Origin of the sequence: Ideonella livida (genome assembly GCF_010499455.1) — a bacterium.
Taxonomy (GTDB): Bacteria; Pseudomonadota; Gammaproteobacteria; order Burkholderiales; family Burkholderiaceae_C; genus Ideonella; species Ideonella livida.
On record NZ_JAAGOH010000002.1, the window covers coordinates 120,210 to 135,234 of the forward strand.

General features: G+C 68.8%; 13 protein-coding genes. 5 read left to right on the top strand and 8 right to left on the bottom strand.

The annotated features are described in order from the left end of the window. Positions 1 to 31: 31 nt before the first annotated feature. The 4 genes from glgC to G3A44_RS02540 are packed head-to-tail and all read right to left on the bottom strand — an operon-like array spanning position 32 to position 7,687. The gene (gene glgC / locus G3A44_RS02525; RefSeq protein ID WP_163455918.1) at positions 32 to 1,300 is read right to left on the bottom strand and encodes a glucose-1-phosphate adenylyltransferase; all 1,269 of its coding nucleotides are present in this window, start codon (positions 1,298 to 1,300) and stop codon (positions 32 to 34) included. Between the two features lie 37 nt (positions 1,301 to 1,337). After that, positions 1,338 to 3,551, bottom strand: coding sequence for a glycogen debranching protein GlgX (gene glgX / locus G3A44_RS02530; protein WP_239061661.1), 2,214 nt, complete (start codon positions 3,549 to 3,551; stop codon positions 1,338 to 1,340). After that, on the bottom strand, positions 3,544 to 5,937 hold the full coding sequence (glgB, locus tag G3A44_RS02535; RefSeq protein ID WP_163455920.1) for a 1,4-alpha-glucan branching protein GlgB: 2,394 nt from the start codon (positions 5,935 to 5,937) through the stop codon (positions 3,544 to 3,546). The genes glgX and glgB overlap by 8 nt, the downstream gene beginning before the upstream one ends. A gap of 16 nt (positions 5,938 to 5,953) precedes the next feature. After that, positions 5,954 to 7,687: an alpha-amylase family glycosyl hydrolase gene (locus G3A44_RS02540; RefSeq protein ID WP_310734311.1), complete on the bottom strand. Its 1,734-nt coding sequence runs from the start codon at positions 7,685 to 7,687 to the stop codon at positions 5,954 to 5,956. Positions 7,688 to 7,874: 187 nt separating this feature from the next. On the opposite strand from G3A44_RS02540, the gene G3A44_RS02545 reads away from it, so the two are divergent. Genes G3A44_RS02545 through ureC form a run of 4 tightly spaced genes read left to right on the top strand, consistent with a single transcriptional unit; the run spans position 7,875 to position 10,835 of the window. Beyond that, positions 7,875 to 8,177, top strand: a complete 303-nt coding sequence (locus G3A44_RS02545; protein WP_163455922.1) for an urease subunit gamma — start codon at positions 7,875 to 7,877, stop codon at positions 8,175 to 8,177. A gap of 33 nt (positions 8,178 to 8,210) precedes the next feature. Next, positions 8,211 to 8,783, top strand: coding sequence for a HupE/UreJ family protein (locus G3A44_RS02550; protein WP_163455923.1), 573 nt, complete (start codon positions 8,211 to 8,213; stop codon positions 8,781 to 8,783). A gap of 17 nt (positions 8,784 to 8,800) precedes the next feature. Next, positions 8,801 to 9,106, top strand: a complete 306-nt coding sequence (locus G3A44_RS02555; RefSeq protein ID WP_163455924.1) for an urease subunit beta — start codon at positions 8,801 to 8,803, stop codon at positions 9,104 to 9,106. 1 nt (position 9,107) lies between these two features. After that, positions 9,108 to 10,835, top strand: a complete 1,728-nt coding sequence (gene ureC / locus G3A44_RS02560; RefSeq protein ID WP_163455925.1) for an urease subunit alpha — start codon at positions 9,108 to 9,110, stop codon at positions 10,833 to 10,835. 66 nt (positions 10,836 to 10,901) lie between these two features. Here ureC and G3A44_RS02565 read toward each other — a convergent pair whose 3' ends face one another. From G3A44_RS02565 to G3A44_RS02575, 3 genes are all read right to left on the bottom strand, one after another. After that, complete coding sequence (locus tag G3A44_RS02565) at positions 10,902 to 11,195, bottom strand: nucleotidyltransferase family protein (protein WP_163455926.1); 294 nt, start codon at positions 11,193 to 11,195, stop codon at positions 10,902 to 10,904. Between the two features lie 595 nt (positions 11,196 to 11,790). Next, positions 11,791 to 12,354 (bottom strand): Lcl C-terminal domain-containing protein, encoded by a 564-nt coding sequence (locus tag G3A44_RS02570; RefSeq protein WP_163455927.1) that lies wholly within the window; start codon positions 12,352 to 12,354, stop codon positions 11,791 to 11,793. Positions 12,355 to 12,575: 221 nt separating this feature from the next. Then, positions 12,576 to 13,355: an Lcl C-terminal domain-containing protein gene (locus tag G3A44_RS02575; RefSeq protein ID WP_163455928.1), complete on the bottom strand. Its 780-nt coding sequence runs from the start codon at positions 13,353 to 13,355 to the stop codon at positions 12,576 to 12,578. Positions 13,356 to 13,612: 257 nt separating this feature from the next. Here G3A44_RS02575 and G3A44_RS02580 point away from each other — a divergent pair, with 257 nt between their 5' ends. Then, complete coding sequence (locus G3A44_RS02580; RefSeq protein ID WP_163455929.1) at positions 13,613 to 14,218, top strand: gamma-glutamylcyclotransferase; 606 nt, start codon at positions 13,613 to 13,615, stop codon at positions 14,216 to 14,218. Positions 14,219 to 14,253: 35 nt separating this feature from the next. Here G3A44_RS02580 and G3A44_RS02585 read toward each other — a convergent pair whose 3' ends face one another. Next, positions 14,254 to 14,955, bottom strand: coding sequence for a nucleotidyltransferase family protein (locus G3A44_RS02585; RefSeq protein WP_163455930.1), 702 nt, complete (start codon positions 14,953 to 14,955; stop codon positions 14,254 to 14,256). Positions 14,956 to 15,025 lie beyond the last annotated feature (70 nt).

Below are 15,025 nucleotides of genomic sequence, written 5' to 3' on the forward strand. Positions count from 1 at the left end.
GGAACTCCTGGCAACGGGGATTGAGGGGGCATCAAAGCCGGCTGAGCATGTCGCGGGTGACCAGCACCACGCCGCCCGGGCTGCGGTAGAAGCGCTTGGCGTCCAGCTCGGCGTCCTCCCCCACCACCAGGCCTTCGGGCAGCTTGCAGCGCCGGTCGATCACCACGTTCTTCAGGCGGCAGTGGCGGCCGATGTGCACATCGGGCAGCACCACCGCGCGCTCGACCTGGCTGTAGGAGCGCACCAGCACGTTGGAGAAGAGCACCGAGTCACGCACCGTGCCACCTGAGACGATGCAGCCGCCGGAGACCAGGCTGTTGATGGCCTGCCCCACGCGCTCACCCTCGTCATGGACGAACTTGGCCGGCGGCAACTGCTCTTGGTAGGTCCAGATGGGCCAGTCCCGGTCGTACATGTTCAGCTCGGGCGTGGTGCTGGCCAGGTCGAGGTTGGCGGCCCAGTAGGCGTCCACCGTGCCCACGTCGCGCCAGTAGGCGCGGGAATACGGCGGGTTGGCGATGGCGGAGATGGAGAACGGATGGGCAAAGGCCTGCTGCTCGCGCACGGCCTTGGGGATCAGGTCCTTGCCAAAGTCGTGGCTGGAGCTGGGGTCGGCCGCGTCTTCGTTGAGCAGGCGGAACAGGTACTCGGCCGTGAAGATGTAGATGCCCATGCTGGCCAGCGACACCTCCGGGTTGCCGGGCATGGCCGGTGGGTCGGCCGGCTTCTCGACAAAGCTGGTGATGTGGCGCTCGCCGTTGATGGCCATGACGCCGAAGCCCTTGGCGTCCTCACGCGGCACCTCGATGCAGCCCACGGTGACGCCGCGCCCGCTTTCCACATGGTCGGCCAGCATGACCGAGTAGTCCATCTTGTAGATGTGGTCGCCGGCCAGGATCACCACGTACTCCGGCGGGGTGGAGTTGCGGATGATGTCCATGTTCTGCCAGATGGCGTCCGCCGTGCCGCGGTACCAGGTGTCCTCGTCCACGCGCTGCTGGGCGGGCAGCAGGTCGACGAACTCGCCCATCTCGTTGCGCATGAAGCTCCAGCCGCGCTGCAGGTGGCGCAGCAGCGAGTGGCTCTTGTACTGGGTGATGACACCGATGCGGCGCATGCCCGAGTTGATGCAGTTGGACAGCGCGAAGTCGATGATGCGGAACTTGCCGCCGAAGTGCACCGCCGGCTTGGCGCGGCGGTCGGTCAGGGACATCAGCCGCGAGCCGCGGCCACCGGCCAGCACCAGGGCCAGGGTGCGACGGGCGAGATGACGGGTCTGTGCGCTGTGGTTGAGGTTCATCGCAGGTCTCCAGGGTCGTTGGTTTGGGTGTCGCGGATCAAGGAAGCGGTTCTGGGGAAAGGTGACGAGGCGGGAGGGGCAACGGCGCGCCAGGCGGCGGCTGGCTGGTCCACACCTGCACGCTGCGGCCGGGCAGCGGCAGGTCGCCCGCCTGCCGCGGGTCGCACGGGCCCTGGCCACGGGGCTGGGCGCTGTCCAGCCGGCACCACCAGTGGCTGCCGCGCCGGGGCGCCGGCAAGGCGGCGCTCAGGTCCAGGGCATCGGGGTTGAGCAGCAGCAGGGCCTCGCCCTGCCCGGCCGGCGGCAGCAGGTGCACACGCAGGTGGCGCGCGGTGGGGTGGTGCCAGTCGGCAGCGGCCAGCGGGTGGCCATCGGCCGCGGCCCAGGCCACGTCGGGCGCGCCATCCGGCTGGGCCGGGTCGGGCTGACCGGTGAGCCAGCAGGCGTCGTGCAGGGCCGGCTCGTCCCGGCGCAGCGCCAGCAGGCGGGTGGCAAAGGCCAGCAGATCGGGGTCGGCGCCGTCCCAGTCCCACCAGGTGAGGGCGTTGTCCTGGCAGTAAGCGTTGTTGTTGCCGCGCTGGCTGTGTCCCAGCTCGTCACCGCCCAGCAGCATGGGCGTGCCCCGGCACAGCAGCAGGGTGGCCAGCAGGCCACGCTGCAGGCGGGCACGCAGCGCCAGCACGCCCGCGTCGGTGGTGGGGCCTTCGGCGCCGGCGTTCCAGCTCAGGTTGTCGTGGTGGCCGTCGCGGTTGTGCTCGCCGTTGGCGTGGTTGTGGCGCTCGTTGAAGCTGACCAGGTCGCGCAGGGTGAAGCCGTCGTGCGCGGTCAGGAAGTTGACGCTGGCCAGCGGCGTGCGCGGCAGGCCCAGCGCCTGGGCAAACCGGTCGCTGGAGCCTGCCAGGCGGGTGGCCAGCTCGCTGCGCTGGCCGCGGGCGTCGCCCGGGCGCAGCCAGGCGGCGCGCAGGGTGTCGCGGCTGCGGTCATTCCACTCCAGCCAGCCGGGCGGGTAGGCCCCCGGCTGGTAGCCGTCAGGTCCCAGGTCCCAGGGCTCGGCCACCCAGGCGCAGCGGCGCAGCAACGGGTCGGCCTGCAGGGCGGCGAAGAAGGCGCCGCCGGCATCAAAGCGGCCATCGCTGCCGCGCGCCAGCACGCTGGCCAGGTCAAAGCGGAAGCCGTCGATGCCGTAGTGCGTGACCCAATGGCGCAGCGCGTCCATCACAAAGCGCAGCACCATGGGCTGGCCCAGGTGCAGCACATTGCCGCAGCCGGCCCAGTTCTGGTAGCCCGCCAGGTCATCGGGCGGCAGGCGGTACCACTGCCGGTTGCCCAAGCCGCGCCAGCTGAGGGTGGGGCCCCAGGCGTCGGTCTCGGCCGTGTGGTTGAAGACCACGTCCAGCCACAGCTCAAAGCCGGCCTCGCGCAGCGTGGCCAAGGCCTGGCGCAGCTCCTCGGCGGGGCTCAGACCGCCCTGCCCGCTGGCATAGCGCGGCTCGGCGGCAAAGAAGGCCAGGGTGTTGTAGCCCCAGTGGTTGCGCAGGCCCAAGCCCTGCAAACGGGCTTCGTCGGCGCGCTGCATCAGCGGCAGCAGCTCCAGCGTGGTGACGCCCAGGCGGCGCCAGTGCTCGATCATCACGGGATGCGCCAAGCCCGCATAGGTGCCGCGCAGCGCTGCCGGCACCCCGGGGTGGCGCGCGGTGGCGGCCTGCACATGCACCTCGGCCACCACGCGCTGTGCCGGGGGCACCGGGCAACGCGGCGGCCGGGCCACGGGGGCGGGCACGGTGACGCGGGCCTTGGGGGCGGCGGGGGCGTTGTCCTGCGGGTGCGGGCGGGAGGGGTCGGCCGGGTCGTGGCCCAGGTGGATGTCCAACCCGGCGCCGTGATCCGCCGCGCGGTAGGCGCCCACCACTTCGGTGGCGTAAGGGTCCAGCAGCAGGCGCTGCGGGTTGAAGCGCAGCCCCTGGGCCGGCGCCCAGGGGCCCTCGGCCCGGTAGCCGTAGACCAGCCCGGGGCGGCCGCCCAGCGCCGTGGGCAGCAGGCCGTGCCACACGCCCTGTCCGTCGGGCTGCAGCCGGTGGCGCGCCTGCTCGGTGCGGCCGGCGTCGTCAAAGGTGCACAGCCACACCACCCGGGCCTCGGGCGCCCACACGGCCACGCCCACGCCGTCCGGGCGCAGCGTGGCGCCCAGCGCCAGCGGATCGGCCGGTGGGAGCGCGCCACACCGGGCGGTGGGGGCCGGGAAATCAGGCATCGCCATCCTTGACCGAAGGGCTGGGCGGGGTAAACGGGCTAGCGGCCACCTCCAAGTTGTCTTGAACCACCTCCTCACGCGCCGCCCCGCTGGCTTCGGCCAGCGGCACGGCCGGCGCATCGCACACCAGCATCAGCGTGGCCAGGGGCGGCAGCGTCAGGCTGACGGACTGCGGCCAGCCGTCGCACGGGATGTCCGCGGTGTGCAGCTCGCCGGAGCCCACGCCGGAGCCGCCGTAGATGGCCAGGTCGGTGTTGATGACCTCGCGCCAGCGGCCGGCCTGGGGCAGGCCCAGGCGGTAGCCGTGGCGCACCACCGGGGTGAAGTGGCTGATGACCACCACCCGGCTGCCATCGGCGGCGCGGCGCTCGAAGGCCAGCACCGAGTGCGCGGCATCGTCATGGCGGATCCAGCGGAAGCCCTCGGGCGACACATCCTGCTGGTGCAGCGCCGGGAAGTGGCGCAGCACGTTGTTCAGGTCCCGCACCAGGCGTTGCACGCCGGCATGCGGGGCCTGCTCCAGCAAGTGCCAATCCAGGCCGCGCTGCTCGCTCCATTCGTTCCACTGGCCGAACTCGCAACCCATGAACAGCAGCTTCTTGCCCGGGTGGCCCCACAGGTAGCCGTAGTAGGCGCGCAGGTTGGCAAAGCGCTGCCAGTCGTCGCCGGGCATCTTGCGGAGCATCGAGCCCTTGCCGTGCACCACCTCGTCGTGCGAAAGCGGGAGCACGAAGTTCTCGTTGAAGGCGTACATCAGCGAGAAGCGCAGCTCGTCCTGGTGCCAGGGCCGGTGCACGGCCTCACGCGCCATGTAGCGCAGGGTGTCGTTCATCCAGCCCATGTTCCATTTGTAGTGGAAACCCAGGCCACCGCCCTGCAGATCGGGCGAAGGCGGGCGGCTGACACCAGGAAAGGAGGTGCTCTCCTCGGCGATCATGACGGCCTCAGGCCGCTCCACGCCAATGGTGTGGTTGAGCCGGCGCAGGAAGTCGATGGCCTCCAGGTTCTCACGCCCGCCGTGGCGGTTGGGCACCCACTGGCCCGGGCCGCGGCTGTAGTCGCGGTAGAGCATGCTGGCCACCGCGTCCACCCGCAGGCCGTCCATGCCGTAGCGCTCGATCCAGTACAGCGCGTTGCCGATCAGGAAGTTGCGCACCTCGGTGCGACCGAAGTTGTAGATCAGCGTGTTCCAGTCGGGGTGGTAGCCCTCGCGCGGGTCCTGGTGCTCGTAGAGCGCGGTGCCGTCAAACTGCGCCAGGCCGTGCTCGTCACTGGGGAAGTGCGCCGGCACCCAGTCCAGGATCACGCCCAGGCCGGCGGCATGGGCGGCGTCCACAAAGGCGGCAAAGCCCTCGGGCTCGCCGTAACGCACGGTGGGCGCGTACAGGCCGGTGGGCTGGTAGCCCCAGGAGCCGTCAAACGGGTGCTCCTGCACCGGCAGCAGCTCCAGGTGGGTGAAGCCCAGGCCGGCGGCATACGGGATGAGCTGCTCGGCCAGCTCGGCCCAGCTGAGCCAGCCGCCATCGACGCGGCGGCGCCAGGCACCCAGGTGCACCTCGTAGCAGCTGATGGGGGCGTCCAGCGCGTTGGCGCGGCGGCGGTCTTCACGGCTGGCTCGCCCGGCCGGCAGGCGGCGCACCACCGAGGCGGTGGCCGGCCTCAGCTCGCCCTGGTTGGCGTAGGGATCGGCCTTCAGGCGCAGGCGGCCGTCGGCGCCCAGCAGCTCGAATTTGTAGCGCGCGCCCTCGCCAATGTCGGGCACGAAGATCTCCCACACCCCGCTGGCCGGGTGGTGGCGCATGGCGTGGCGCCGGCCGTCCCAGCCGTTGAAATCACCCACCACCGAGACCCGCCGGGCCGACGGCGCCCAGACGGCAAAACGCACGCCGCCCACGCCCTGCCCCTGCGGCCCCACCACCAGCGGGTGGGCGCCCAGCGCCTCGTAGGGGCGCAGGTGCGAGCCTTCGGCCAGCAGCCACAGGTCCGCCTCGCGCAGTTGCGGGCCGTAGGCGTAGGCGTCGTGCAGGGTCTGCCAGCGCGGCTGGGCCTGTTCGCCCCAGTCGATGTGCAGACGGTAGGCCGGAGGCCCGTCCTCGGCCCGGCCGGGCAGCATGCCGCACCACAGGGCAGTGCCCGGCACCGTCTGCAGGGGGGCCAGCACCTCGGCCGCATCGCCAGTGGCCCCTGGTGTGGCGGCCACGGCCTGCACCGCCCAGGCCCCCGGCAGCATCACCCGGACCGCCCAGCCCCCGGCCACGCGGTGGGGTCCCAGCACGCCGAAGGGATTGCCGTGACGGGCCTGCAGCAGCGCGGCCAGGTCATCTTCCGCAGGGGCAGCGGGCAGCCAGGCGGCAGGCGCCTGGGCTTGACGGGGAGCAGGGGCCATCCGGAAACCGCCTTGTTCAGTCGAAGTCGAGCATCAGGGTGTCTTCGGTCTCGGCCAGGGCCATGCCGAAGGGGGGCAGGTGCCACCAGCGCTCGCCCGGGCGGGCACGGGGCTCCTCGCCCTCGCTCAGCTCCACGGGCGAAGGCAGGGGCGCATCCGCCACCGGCACCAGGTCGGGCAAGGAGGCGGGCAAGCGCAGGTTGACCGGCTCCGGCCCCAGGTTGAAGGCCAGCAGGAGCGAACGGCTGTCCTGGGGCATGCGGCGCTCCAGCAGCAGCACCGGCTCCGGCGCGTCATGGAACTGCAGGTCGCCCACGCGCAGGCGGGCCTCCTGCCGGCGCCAGGCCAGCACGCGGCGGGTGAAGGCCAGCGTGCTCCAGGCCTCGCCATCCTGCTGGGCCACCGCCCGCTCGGCATGGCCGTCACCCAGCGGCAGCCAGGGTGTGGCGCCGGGCGCGCAGAAACCGGCGTGGTCGGCATCGGGCACCCAGGGCATGGGCGTGCGGCAGCCGTCACGCCCCTTGAACTCCGGCCAGAAGGCCAGGCCGTAGGGATCCTGCAAGCGCTCGTAGGGAATGTCAGCCTCGGGCAGGCCCAGCTCTTCACCCTGGTACAGGCTCACGCTGCCGCGCAGGCTCAGCAGCAGGGCCAGCAGGGTGCGGGTCAGCGGCTCCACAGGAGCGCCCTGCGGCGACCAGCGGGTGGCCACGCGGGGCACGTCATGGTTGCTCAGCGCCCAGCAGCCCCAGCCCTGGGTCTGCGACAGCGCACGCTCCAGCGCCTCGACCTGATGGCGGATGTGGCGGGCGCTGCCGTCCCGGGTGAGCAGCGAGAAGCTGTAGGCCATGTGCAGGCGGCGGCCGTGCTCGGTGTAGGCGGCCATCAGCGGCGGCGCGTTCTCATCGCCCACTTCACCCACGCTGGCTGCGCCGTACAGGTCCAGCATGCGCCGCAGCTTCTCCAGGAAGATCAGGTTTTCGGGCTGGCTCTTGTCATGCAAATGGCGTTGCATGGCGTAAGGGTTGTCCGGCCGCACCGTGCTCACACTGCCCTGCTCGCCACTGCTGGCCGCGGGGTTGTCACGCAGCTGGGCATCGTGGAACTGGTGGTTGCAAGCATCAAAACGGAAGCCATCCACCCCGCGCTCGCACCAGAAACGCACCTCGGCGATCAGCGCCGCCTGCACCCGCGGGTTGTGGAAGTTCAGGTCCGGCTGGCTGGCCAGAAAGCTGTGCAGGTAATACTGGCGGCGCCGGCTGTCCCACTGCCAGGCGCTGCCGCCAAACACGCTCAGCCAGTTGTTGGGTGGGCTGCCGTCGGGCCGCGGATCGGCCCACACATACCAGTCGGCGCGCGGGTTGTCACGGCTGCCCCGGCTTTCCTGGAACCAGGCGTGCTGGTCCGAGGTGTGCGAGAGCACCTGGTCGATGATGACCTTCAGGCCCAGGGCATGGGCCCGTGCCAGCAAGACGTCGAAGTCGGCCAGCGTGCCAAAGAGCGGATCGATCTCCCGGTAATCGGCCACGTCGTAGCCGAAGTCCTTCATGGGACTCTTGAAGAAGGGCGAGATCCAGATGGCATCGACCCCCAACCGGGCCACATGGTCCAGGTGGGCGGTGATGCCGGGCAGGTCGCCCACCCCGTCGCCATTGGTGTCGGCAAAGCTGCGGGGGTAGATCTGGTAGATGACGGCACCGCGCCACCAGTCCGGGTTGCGTGTCGTGGGGCGGGTCTTTTCTTGGGGATTCACTGGGGGCTCGCTTACCGGAACAGCAGGCCTGTAGCGGCTTCTGTTCCATCTTGCCTTGGAAACCGTGTTGTAACCGAGTCCGTCGCCCTCGGGGTTGATCCCAGGGGCGTGGAAGCCACGGCTTGGCATCGCCCTTGCTGCTGCAGGCCCGGCGGCCAGCTTGCGCCCGCCGCCCCAGGAGAACCGGATGGAACTGACCCCCCGCGAGAAAGACAAACTGCTGATCTTCACCGCTGCCCTGTTGGCTGAGCGCCGCCTGGCCCGTGGACTGAAGCTCAATTACCCCGAGGCGGTGGCCCTGGTCACCGCCGCCATCATGGAAGGCGCCCGCGACGGCAAGACCGTGGCCGCCCTGATGAGCGAGGGCAAAACGGTCCTCAGCCGTCACCAGGTGATGGACGGTGTGGCCGAGTTGATCCCGGAGATCCAGGTGGAGGCCACCTTCCCGGATGGCACCAAGCTGGTGACTGTGCACCAACCCATTGCATGACCCCCTAACACGCACCAAAACGAGGCGAATCCCATGAATTCCAAGATCCGTTCTGGCCTGATCTGCGCCGCTTTGGCGCTTCCCAGCCTGAGCTGGGCGCATGTCGGTGCAGACGCGGGCCAGCACCACGGCCTGGCTGAAGGCCTGCTGCACCCCTTGACCGGCGTGGACCACTTGGTGGCCATGGTGGCGGTCGGCGTGTGGAGTGCCCTGACCGCCCGGTCGGCGCAGTGGACGGCGCCCCTCGGCTTTGTCGCCATGCTGCTGCTGGGGGCCTGCCTGGCCGCTGCCGGCCTGAGCCTGCCGGCCGTGGAGCCGATGATTGCCGTCTCGGTGCTGGTGATGGGCCTGCTGGTGGCCGCCCGCCGCGTGGTGCCCGGCACTGCGGGCTTGGCGCTGGTGGGGACCTTTGCCCTGTTCCACGGGGCCGCCCACGGTGCCGAGCTCAGCGGCGCCGCTGCGCTGGCCGGCATGGTGCTCACCACCGTGGCGCTGCAGGCCGCCGGCCTGGGCCTGGGCACCCTGATGCGCCGCGGCCACCGTGGCCTCAGCACCCTGGCCGGCCTGGGCTCGGCCGCCTGGGGCCTGTCCCTGCTGTGGGCCTGAGGCCGACGGAGCCCCTCATGATCCCTGGCGAACTGTTCACCGACGAGGGCGACCTCGACCTCAACCCCGGCCGCCGCACCACCACCCTGGTGGTGGAGAACGCCAGCGACCGGCCCATTCAAGTGGGCTCGCACTACCACTTTGCCGAGACCAACGCCGGCCTGCGCTTTGACCGCGCCGCCGCCCGCGGCATGCGGCTGAACATCGCCAGCGGCACCGCCGTGCGCTTTGAGCCGGGGCAGCAGCGCACCGTGGAGCTGGTGGACCTGGCCGGCACGCGCACCGTGTACGGCTTCCGCGGTCTGGTGCAAGGAGCGCTCTGACATGGCCAAGATCGACAAACGCGCCTACGCCGAAATGTTCGGCCCCACCGTGGGCGACCGCCTGCGCCTGGCCGACACCGACCTGATCCTGGAGGTGGAGGCCGACTACACGCTGCGTGCCGGCGGCTACGGCGAAGAAGTGAAATTCGGCGGCGGCAAGACCATCCGCGACGGCATGGGCCAGAGCCAGGTGCCCAACGGCCCAGGCGCCCATGAAGCCTGCGACTGCGTCATCACCAACGCCACCATCCTGGACCACTGGGGCATCGTCAAGGCCGACATCGGCCTGAAGGGCTCACGCATCGTGGCCATCGGCAAGGCCGGCAACCCCGACGTGCAGCCGGGTGTGGACATCGTCATCGGCCCGGGCACCGAGATCGTGGCCGCCGAAGGGATGATCGTCACCGCTGGCGCCATCGACACCCACATCCACTTCATCTGCCCGCAGCAGATCGAGGAAGCGCTCAGCTCGGGCGTGACCACCATGATCGGCGGCGGCACCGGCCCGGCCACCGGCACCTTTGCCACCACCTGCACCCCGGGGCCCGAAAACATCGCCCGCATGCTGCAAGCGGCCGACGCCTTTGCCATGAACATCGGCTTTCTGGGCAAGGGCAACGCCAGCCGGCCTGACGCGCTGCGCCAGCAAATTGACGCCGGCGCCATCGGCCTGAAGCTGCACGAGGACTGGGGCACCACCCCGGCCGCCATCGACTGCTGCCTGAGCGTGGCCGAGGAGACCGACACCCAGGTCGCCATCCACACCGACACGCTCAACGAGAGCGGCTTCGTGGAAGACACCATCGCCGCCTTCAAGGGCCGCACCATCCACAGCTTCCACACCGAAGGCGCCGGCGGCGGTCACGCGCCGGACATCATGAAGGTGGTGGGCTTGCCAGAAGTGCTGCCCTCCTCCACCAACCCCACGCGCCCGTACACCGTCAACACGCTGGACGAGCACCTGGACATGCTGATGGTGTGCCACCACCTGGACGCCAGCATTGCCGAAGACCTGGCCTTTGCCGAGAGCCGCATCCGCCGCGAAACCATCGCCGCCGAGGACATCCTGCACGACCTGGGCGCGATCAGCATGTTCAGCTCCGACAGCCAGGCCATGGGCCGGGTGGGCGAGGTGATCATCCGCTGCTGGCAGACCGCCCACAAAATGAAGGCCCAGCGCGGCAAGTTGCCCGACGACCCGGCGCGCAGCGACAACGCCCGCCTCAAGCGCTACATCGCCAAGCTCACCCTCAACCCGGCGCTGGCCCACGGCATCAGCCACGAGGTGGGCAGCATCGAGGTGGGCAAATGGGCCGACCTGGTGTTCTGGAAGCCCGCCTTCTTCGGCGTCAAGCCCAGCCTGGTGATGAAAGGCGGCTTCATTGCCATGGCCGCCATGGGCGACCCCAACGCCAGCATCCCCACCCCGCAGCCGGTGCACTACCGCCCCCAGTTCGGCAGCTTTGGCGGCGCCCTGGCCCGGGGCTCACTCAGCTTTGTCAGCCAAGCCGCTTTGGCCGGGGGCATGGCCGAACGCTACGGCCTGCGCAAGCGCGTGGCCGCCGTGAAGGGCTGCCGCACCGTCAACAAGGCCGCCATGGTGCACAACCACTACGCCCCGGTGATGGAGATCGACGCCCAGACCTACGCCGTGCGCGCCGACGGCGTGCTGCTCACCTGCGAACCCGCCACCGTGCTGCCCATGGCGCAGCGATATTTTTTGTTTTGAGCGCGGTGGGGGAGCAGACGGTCGCCAAGCGCGGCCCTGACTCCCGGACATGTCCGCAAAGCCCGCTCACCCGATGGCAATGGCATCGTGCTCGACACAGGCTCTGAGTCGCGGGCGCAAGGCACGCTCAGTCACCAGGTCCACAGCCTGGCCTAGCAGGTCTTCCAAATGAACCTGCGCACCGAAACTAGCTTCGGGCGAGGCCGGGCCGCCAAAGTCCACCAGCACATCCACGTCACAGCCCGGGCGGGACGTGCCACGGGCCAAGCTGCCAAACAGCGCCAAGCGCTGAACGCCAAAACGCTCGACCAACACCGGCCGATGCTGACGCAACAGGTGGATGAGCGGCTCGCGTTCCATGCCCGCATCATGTTGCACCGATGGCGCCGCTGTCAGACCGCAACTTGACACGGCCAGCGCCCAAGACCTGAGCGCTGGTGCAAGCCAGGTCCGCCGCCGGGCACTGACCCAGCGTGCTCATTCGCCAAACAGCTCAGCGTGGATGCCAGCCCGCCCGAAAGGAGATGTGTCCCGAAACGGGTGCATGAGCGGCCTGAATGCGACAAGCGCTCCCAATCCTTGAGGATGGCCCGGCTGACTTCCGTGGCCAAGGGCAGGCAGTTGCGCCTGCCCACGATGACAGCCTGCGTCGCGGCCTGTTTCAAGGGCACCGAACGCCGCCTCAGGGGCCTGAGAGCGTGCAGCCCGTGCCGCCGCCAAAGCGCGCAACTCCTGAAGTGGACCGTCCGGGGGTTTCACAAGGGCGCCAACCTGTCGATCTGACGCCGCCGAAGCTGGCCTACATCGAAGCCATGTTCAACGACTGCGCCCGATAGTTCCTCGACTCCCGAACGCCCACCGAGGTGTACACGGAAATCATCAAGGCTCAGGCGACTCGAGCAGCCAAATGGTCCGGGGCACGGTGTTGCACTTCAATGTTGACGCCGCCAAGTCCTCAACGGCCTGACTCCGCCCGCACCAAGCGAACATGGCCAGAACTGTAGTCACGCCCAACTTCGAAAACTATGCCGTCGCTGAAATTGACGCCCCATACGGCGTCGGGATAGCCCACCCTCGGCGACGAAGACCAAAACCACAACGAAGGTGTCGCGGGGAAAATCGCCGTATTAATGGCAGGGACACTGCGATTGTGATCGACCAAGCTGGCCAGTTCTTTCACATTCGGCAAACGCCAACCTGTTTGCGTGCCGGCGTGGGCCAAGGCCTGCTCGTGATTAAATTTGGCGGCCGTACCGGTGCAGGTACCGCCATCCCACTGCTGGCCTTCAGCGCAACGGCGCCACGCCAAGCGAGTGAGGCTGTCGGCTATCTCGGTGCCGTCCGGTGAAACGGTGTAACGGACTTGGGCTTGGGAGGTTGCGGGCACAGCACCCATCACCAGAGGCAACAGCATGGCTGCCAAGGAAGCTGCCCACTGCTTGCCCTGGCGTAGGTCAGCAGCTTGCCGAGCCGGGGCGGAATTGGCTTGTGACCCCAACGGGGCGAAGGAATTGATCATGCTCAGTCTCCCTGAGTGGGTGGTAATTTGAGGATCTGGACAATTCGCAGAGCGCGTCCAAGTAACTGGGCCTCAGCTCAAGCAGCGCTTAAGGCAATGTCACCGTCTCAGTGGTGTCACACCCAGTTTTCAAGGTGCTGCTCGGTACATCATGGTCAACTGGAGGAAGGGAAGGGAATTCAGAGGCCAACAGATAACCTTCGAACCAATCCGATGCAGGCTCAATTTCCTTCTGACACCCGGACCAATCGCACATGAAAGCTGTCGCTGCGGGAGTAGTCGCCAGTGACATAGCCAGTCTTGAAATCGACGCTCCAAGCCCCGTCGGGGAAATCCACCACTGGAGACGATGTCCAGTAGACGTTGGAGGAGTAGGAAGGTCCATGCCAAGTGCCGGGAAAGAAGGCAGCATCAATGGTGACATTTTGGTCGGACTCAAAAGCCTCAACGCCATAGTCCACCAAGCTTTGCAGTTCAAGGGCCGTAGGCAGGCGCCAATCCTTGTGACCGCACAGGCCGGCCGCATTGACGGACGCCACAATCACGCTAGCATCACCTGCTCGTCTGTCACCCCAGTTGGTGTAAGTACCGAACTTGCCGCGTTGAACGTCCCACATCAGTCCAGTGATCTTGTCTTTGACGCACGACCATTCGGTGGCTTCCACCGGCAGAGCGCGGCCATCTGTACCAATCTTGCTGTAGTAAAAGCCCAGGCGCCCCCGCAGGCCGGCCCGGTCGTCCACGTCACGCCCGATCATGCCGTCTTGGTGGCGGTTGAGTTGTTTGGCCGCTTTGCTGCGGCAACTCACCAGAGTGTTGCTGCCGGCGGCGTAGCACTGCTGGGCGGTGATGCCGGTATCCGTCAGCCTGCCGGAATTGGGGGCAACGCCGGCCGCTTGGGCAGTTGCCACGCAGGAGGCCCAAACGGCGGCCGCCAGAACGGTGAACAGGCCACGGGACGAGGAAACTTTGGATGGCCCTCGGGTGGAATGGGTGGACATGAAAACTCCCTGATGTAGACATTGCGCAGGGGCGCACGCTAACAGGGCGTTGATAGGCTCGCAATGCAGAAAGCTTGGGGTCTCGTCGCATGCCAAACGGGGTAGCTAGCAGCGTGTGGCACCGGTGTGTGAGGCCGGCATGTGAGTCCCGCCTATGTGTCCGACCGGTGACATCGGCGTGTGACACCTGGCCGCTCCAAAGCCACAATTCACCCGCCATGCCTTGCGCTGCCCCGCCGCCCGCCCCTTGCCCCGCCATGGCCCCGCCCCGCCTGCGGCCCTGCACCGACCCCGACACCAGCCTGGCCCGCATCCGCCGTGAGTGGGGTGAGCAGGCACCCTTGTGGGTGTTTGGCTATGCCTCGCTGATCTGGTCCCCTGCGTTTAAGGCCGACGAGGCGCGGCCGGCAAGGGTGGCGGGCTGGCACCGGGCGCTGCGGATGCGCTCGGTGTTGTACCGGGGCACGCCGTCGCGACCCGGGCTGGTGTGCGCACTGCTGCGCGGGGGGTGCTGTCTGGGCCGGGCGTACCGGTTGGACGCCGCCCGGGCCCAAACGGAGCTGCCCCGGCTGTGGGCGCGTGAGATGCCCATGGCGGTGTACGAGCCGCGCTGGTTGGCCTGCCAGACGCCGCAGGGCCAGGTACGCGCGCTGGGTTTCACCCTGCCGCCGGACAGCCCTTACCTAGCGCCCCACATGGACGATGTGGCCCTGCGGCAGGTGCTGGCCCAGGCCCGAGGCGAGCGGGGGAGCACCCTGGCCTATGTGCGCGCTACGGTCCAGTGCCTGCGTGACGAGGGCATCCGCGACCGGGAGCTGGAACGGTTGGCCCGACTGACCCACAACTGGCCTGAGCCGGCCTGACGAGACCCCACCCAGCCCGCACCCCCTCCTCTCCTCTACTTGGCAGCAGGCACTTCAGAAGCGCCACGTGGGGGTGCAAGCACTCGGTCCGCCCTGGCACGGCGCCAGCCCGGCAGGTTTTCCTCGCTCTCTGGGTTCGGCAGAACGCCTGGGTCATCTACGTCCACAGCTTGAGCGGGGTAGCGGGCAACCAGGCGCCGCGCGCCATCGTCCCCCCTCAAACGGACCAGATCAGAAAAAAGTTCGGCACCGAAACCGATGGGATGGCCCCGACGGCCCCGGAACTGGGCATAGGCCACCGGGTGGCGAGCCAGCTCGGCAGCCACGCGGCGCAAGGTATCGGGCTGCACCCGAGGCATGTCGCCTGGCAGCACCAACCAGCCAGCGGCGCCTGTGCGAGCACTCACGCCAGCAGCAACAGCTTCACCCAAGTCCGCCTGGGCCGGGCTGCCGGCCGGCCCCAATACCACCACGTCGCGGGTGGCCACCAGCTTGCCCACCGCAACGGCAAACGCTCCGGTGGTAACCACGACCACCGGAAGACCAGAGGCCAGGGCGCGTCGAATGGTGTGCACCAGTACCGGCTCGCCTTCCCGCATCTCGGCCACCACGCCTGCGGCACCCTGGCCGCGGCTGTTCCGGCCAGCGCCCACCACAAGAACGGCGGGCCGCGAAGTCTGAACGGCTGGCAAGGGCATGGCGGTGATGGGGTTCGACGAAGGAAAGGGATGCCTCAAGCGTGAGCCCTCCGCCTCTGCGCGGACAGTCGGAGCTTCACTTAAGGCCTTGCCCCAGGTGGCGGATACC

What these genes read in the sequence shown, in the direction of transcription:
- glgC (WP_163455918.1), bottom strand. Translation starts at nt 1,300, where the DNA reads ATGAACCTCAACCACAGCGCACAGACCCGTCATCTCGCCCGTCGCACC.
- glgX (WP_239061661.1), bottom strand. Translation starts at nt 3,551, where the DNA reads ATGCCTGATTTCCCGGCCCCCACCGCCCGGTGTGGCGCGCTCCCACCG.
- glgB (WP_163455920.1), bottom strand. Translation starts at nt 5,937, where the DNA reads ATGGCCCCTGCTCCCCGTCAAGCCCAGGCGCCTGCCGCCTGGCTGCCC.
- G3A44_RS02545 (WP_163455922.1), top strand. Translation starts at nt 7,875, where the DNA reads ATGGAACTGACCCCCCGCGAGAAAGACAAACTGCTGATCTTCACCGCT.
- G3A44_RS02550 (WP_163455923.1), top strand. Translation starts at nt 8,211, where the DNA reads ATGAATTCCAAGATCCGTTCTGGCCTGATCTGCGCCGCTTTGGCGCTT.
- G3A44_RS02555 (WP_163455924.1), top strand. Translation starts at nt 8,801, where the DNA reads ATGATCCCTGGCGAACTGTTCACCGACGAGGGCGACCTCGACCTCAAC.
- ureC (WP_163455925.1), top strand. Translation starts at nt 9,108, where the DNA reads ATGGCCAAGATCGACAAACGCGCCTACGCCGAAATGTTCGGCCCCACC.
- G3A44_RS02565 (WP_163455926.1), bottom strand. Translation starts at nt 11,195, where the DNA reads ATGGAACGCGAGCCGCTCATCCACCTGTTGCGTCAGCATCGGCCGGTG.
- G3A44_RS02570 (WP_163455927.1), bottom strand. Translation starts at nt 12,354, where the DNA reads ATGATCAATTCCTTCGCCCCGTTGGGGTCACAAGCCAATTCCGCCCCG.
- G3A44_RS02575 (WP_163455928.1), bottom strand. Translation starts at nt 13,355, where the DNA reads ATGTCCACCCATTCCACCCGAGGGCCATCCAAAGTTTCCTCGTCCCGT.
- G3A44_RS02580 (WP_163455929.1), top strand. Translation starts at nt 13,613, where the DNA reads ATGGCCCCGCCCCGCCTGCGGCCCTGCACCGACCCCGACACCAGCCTG.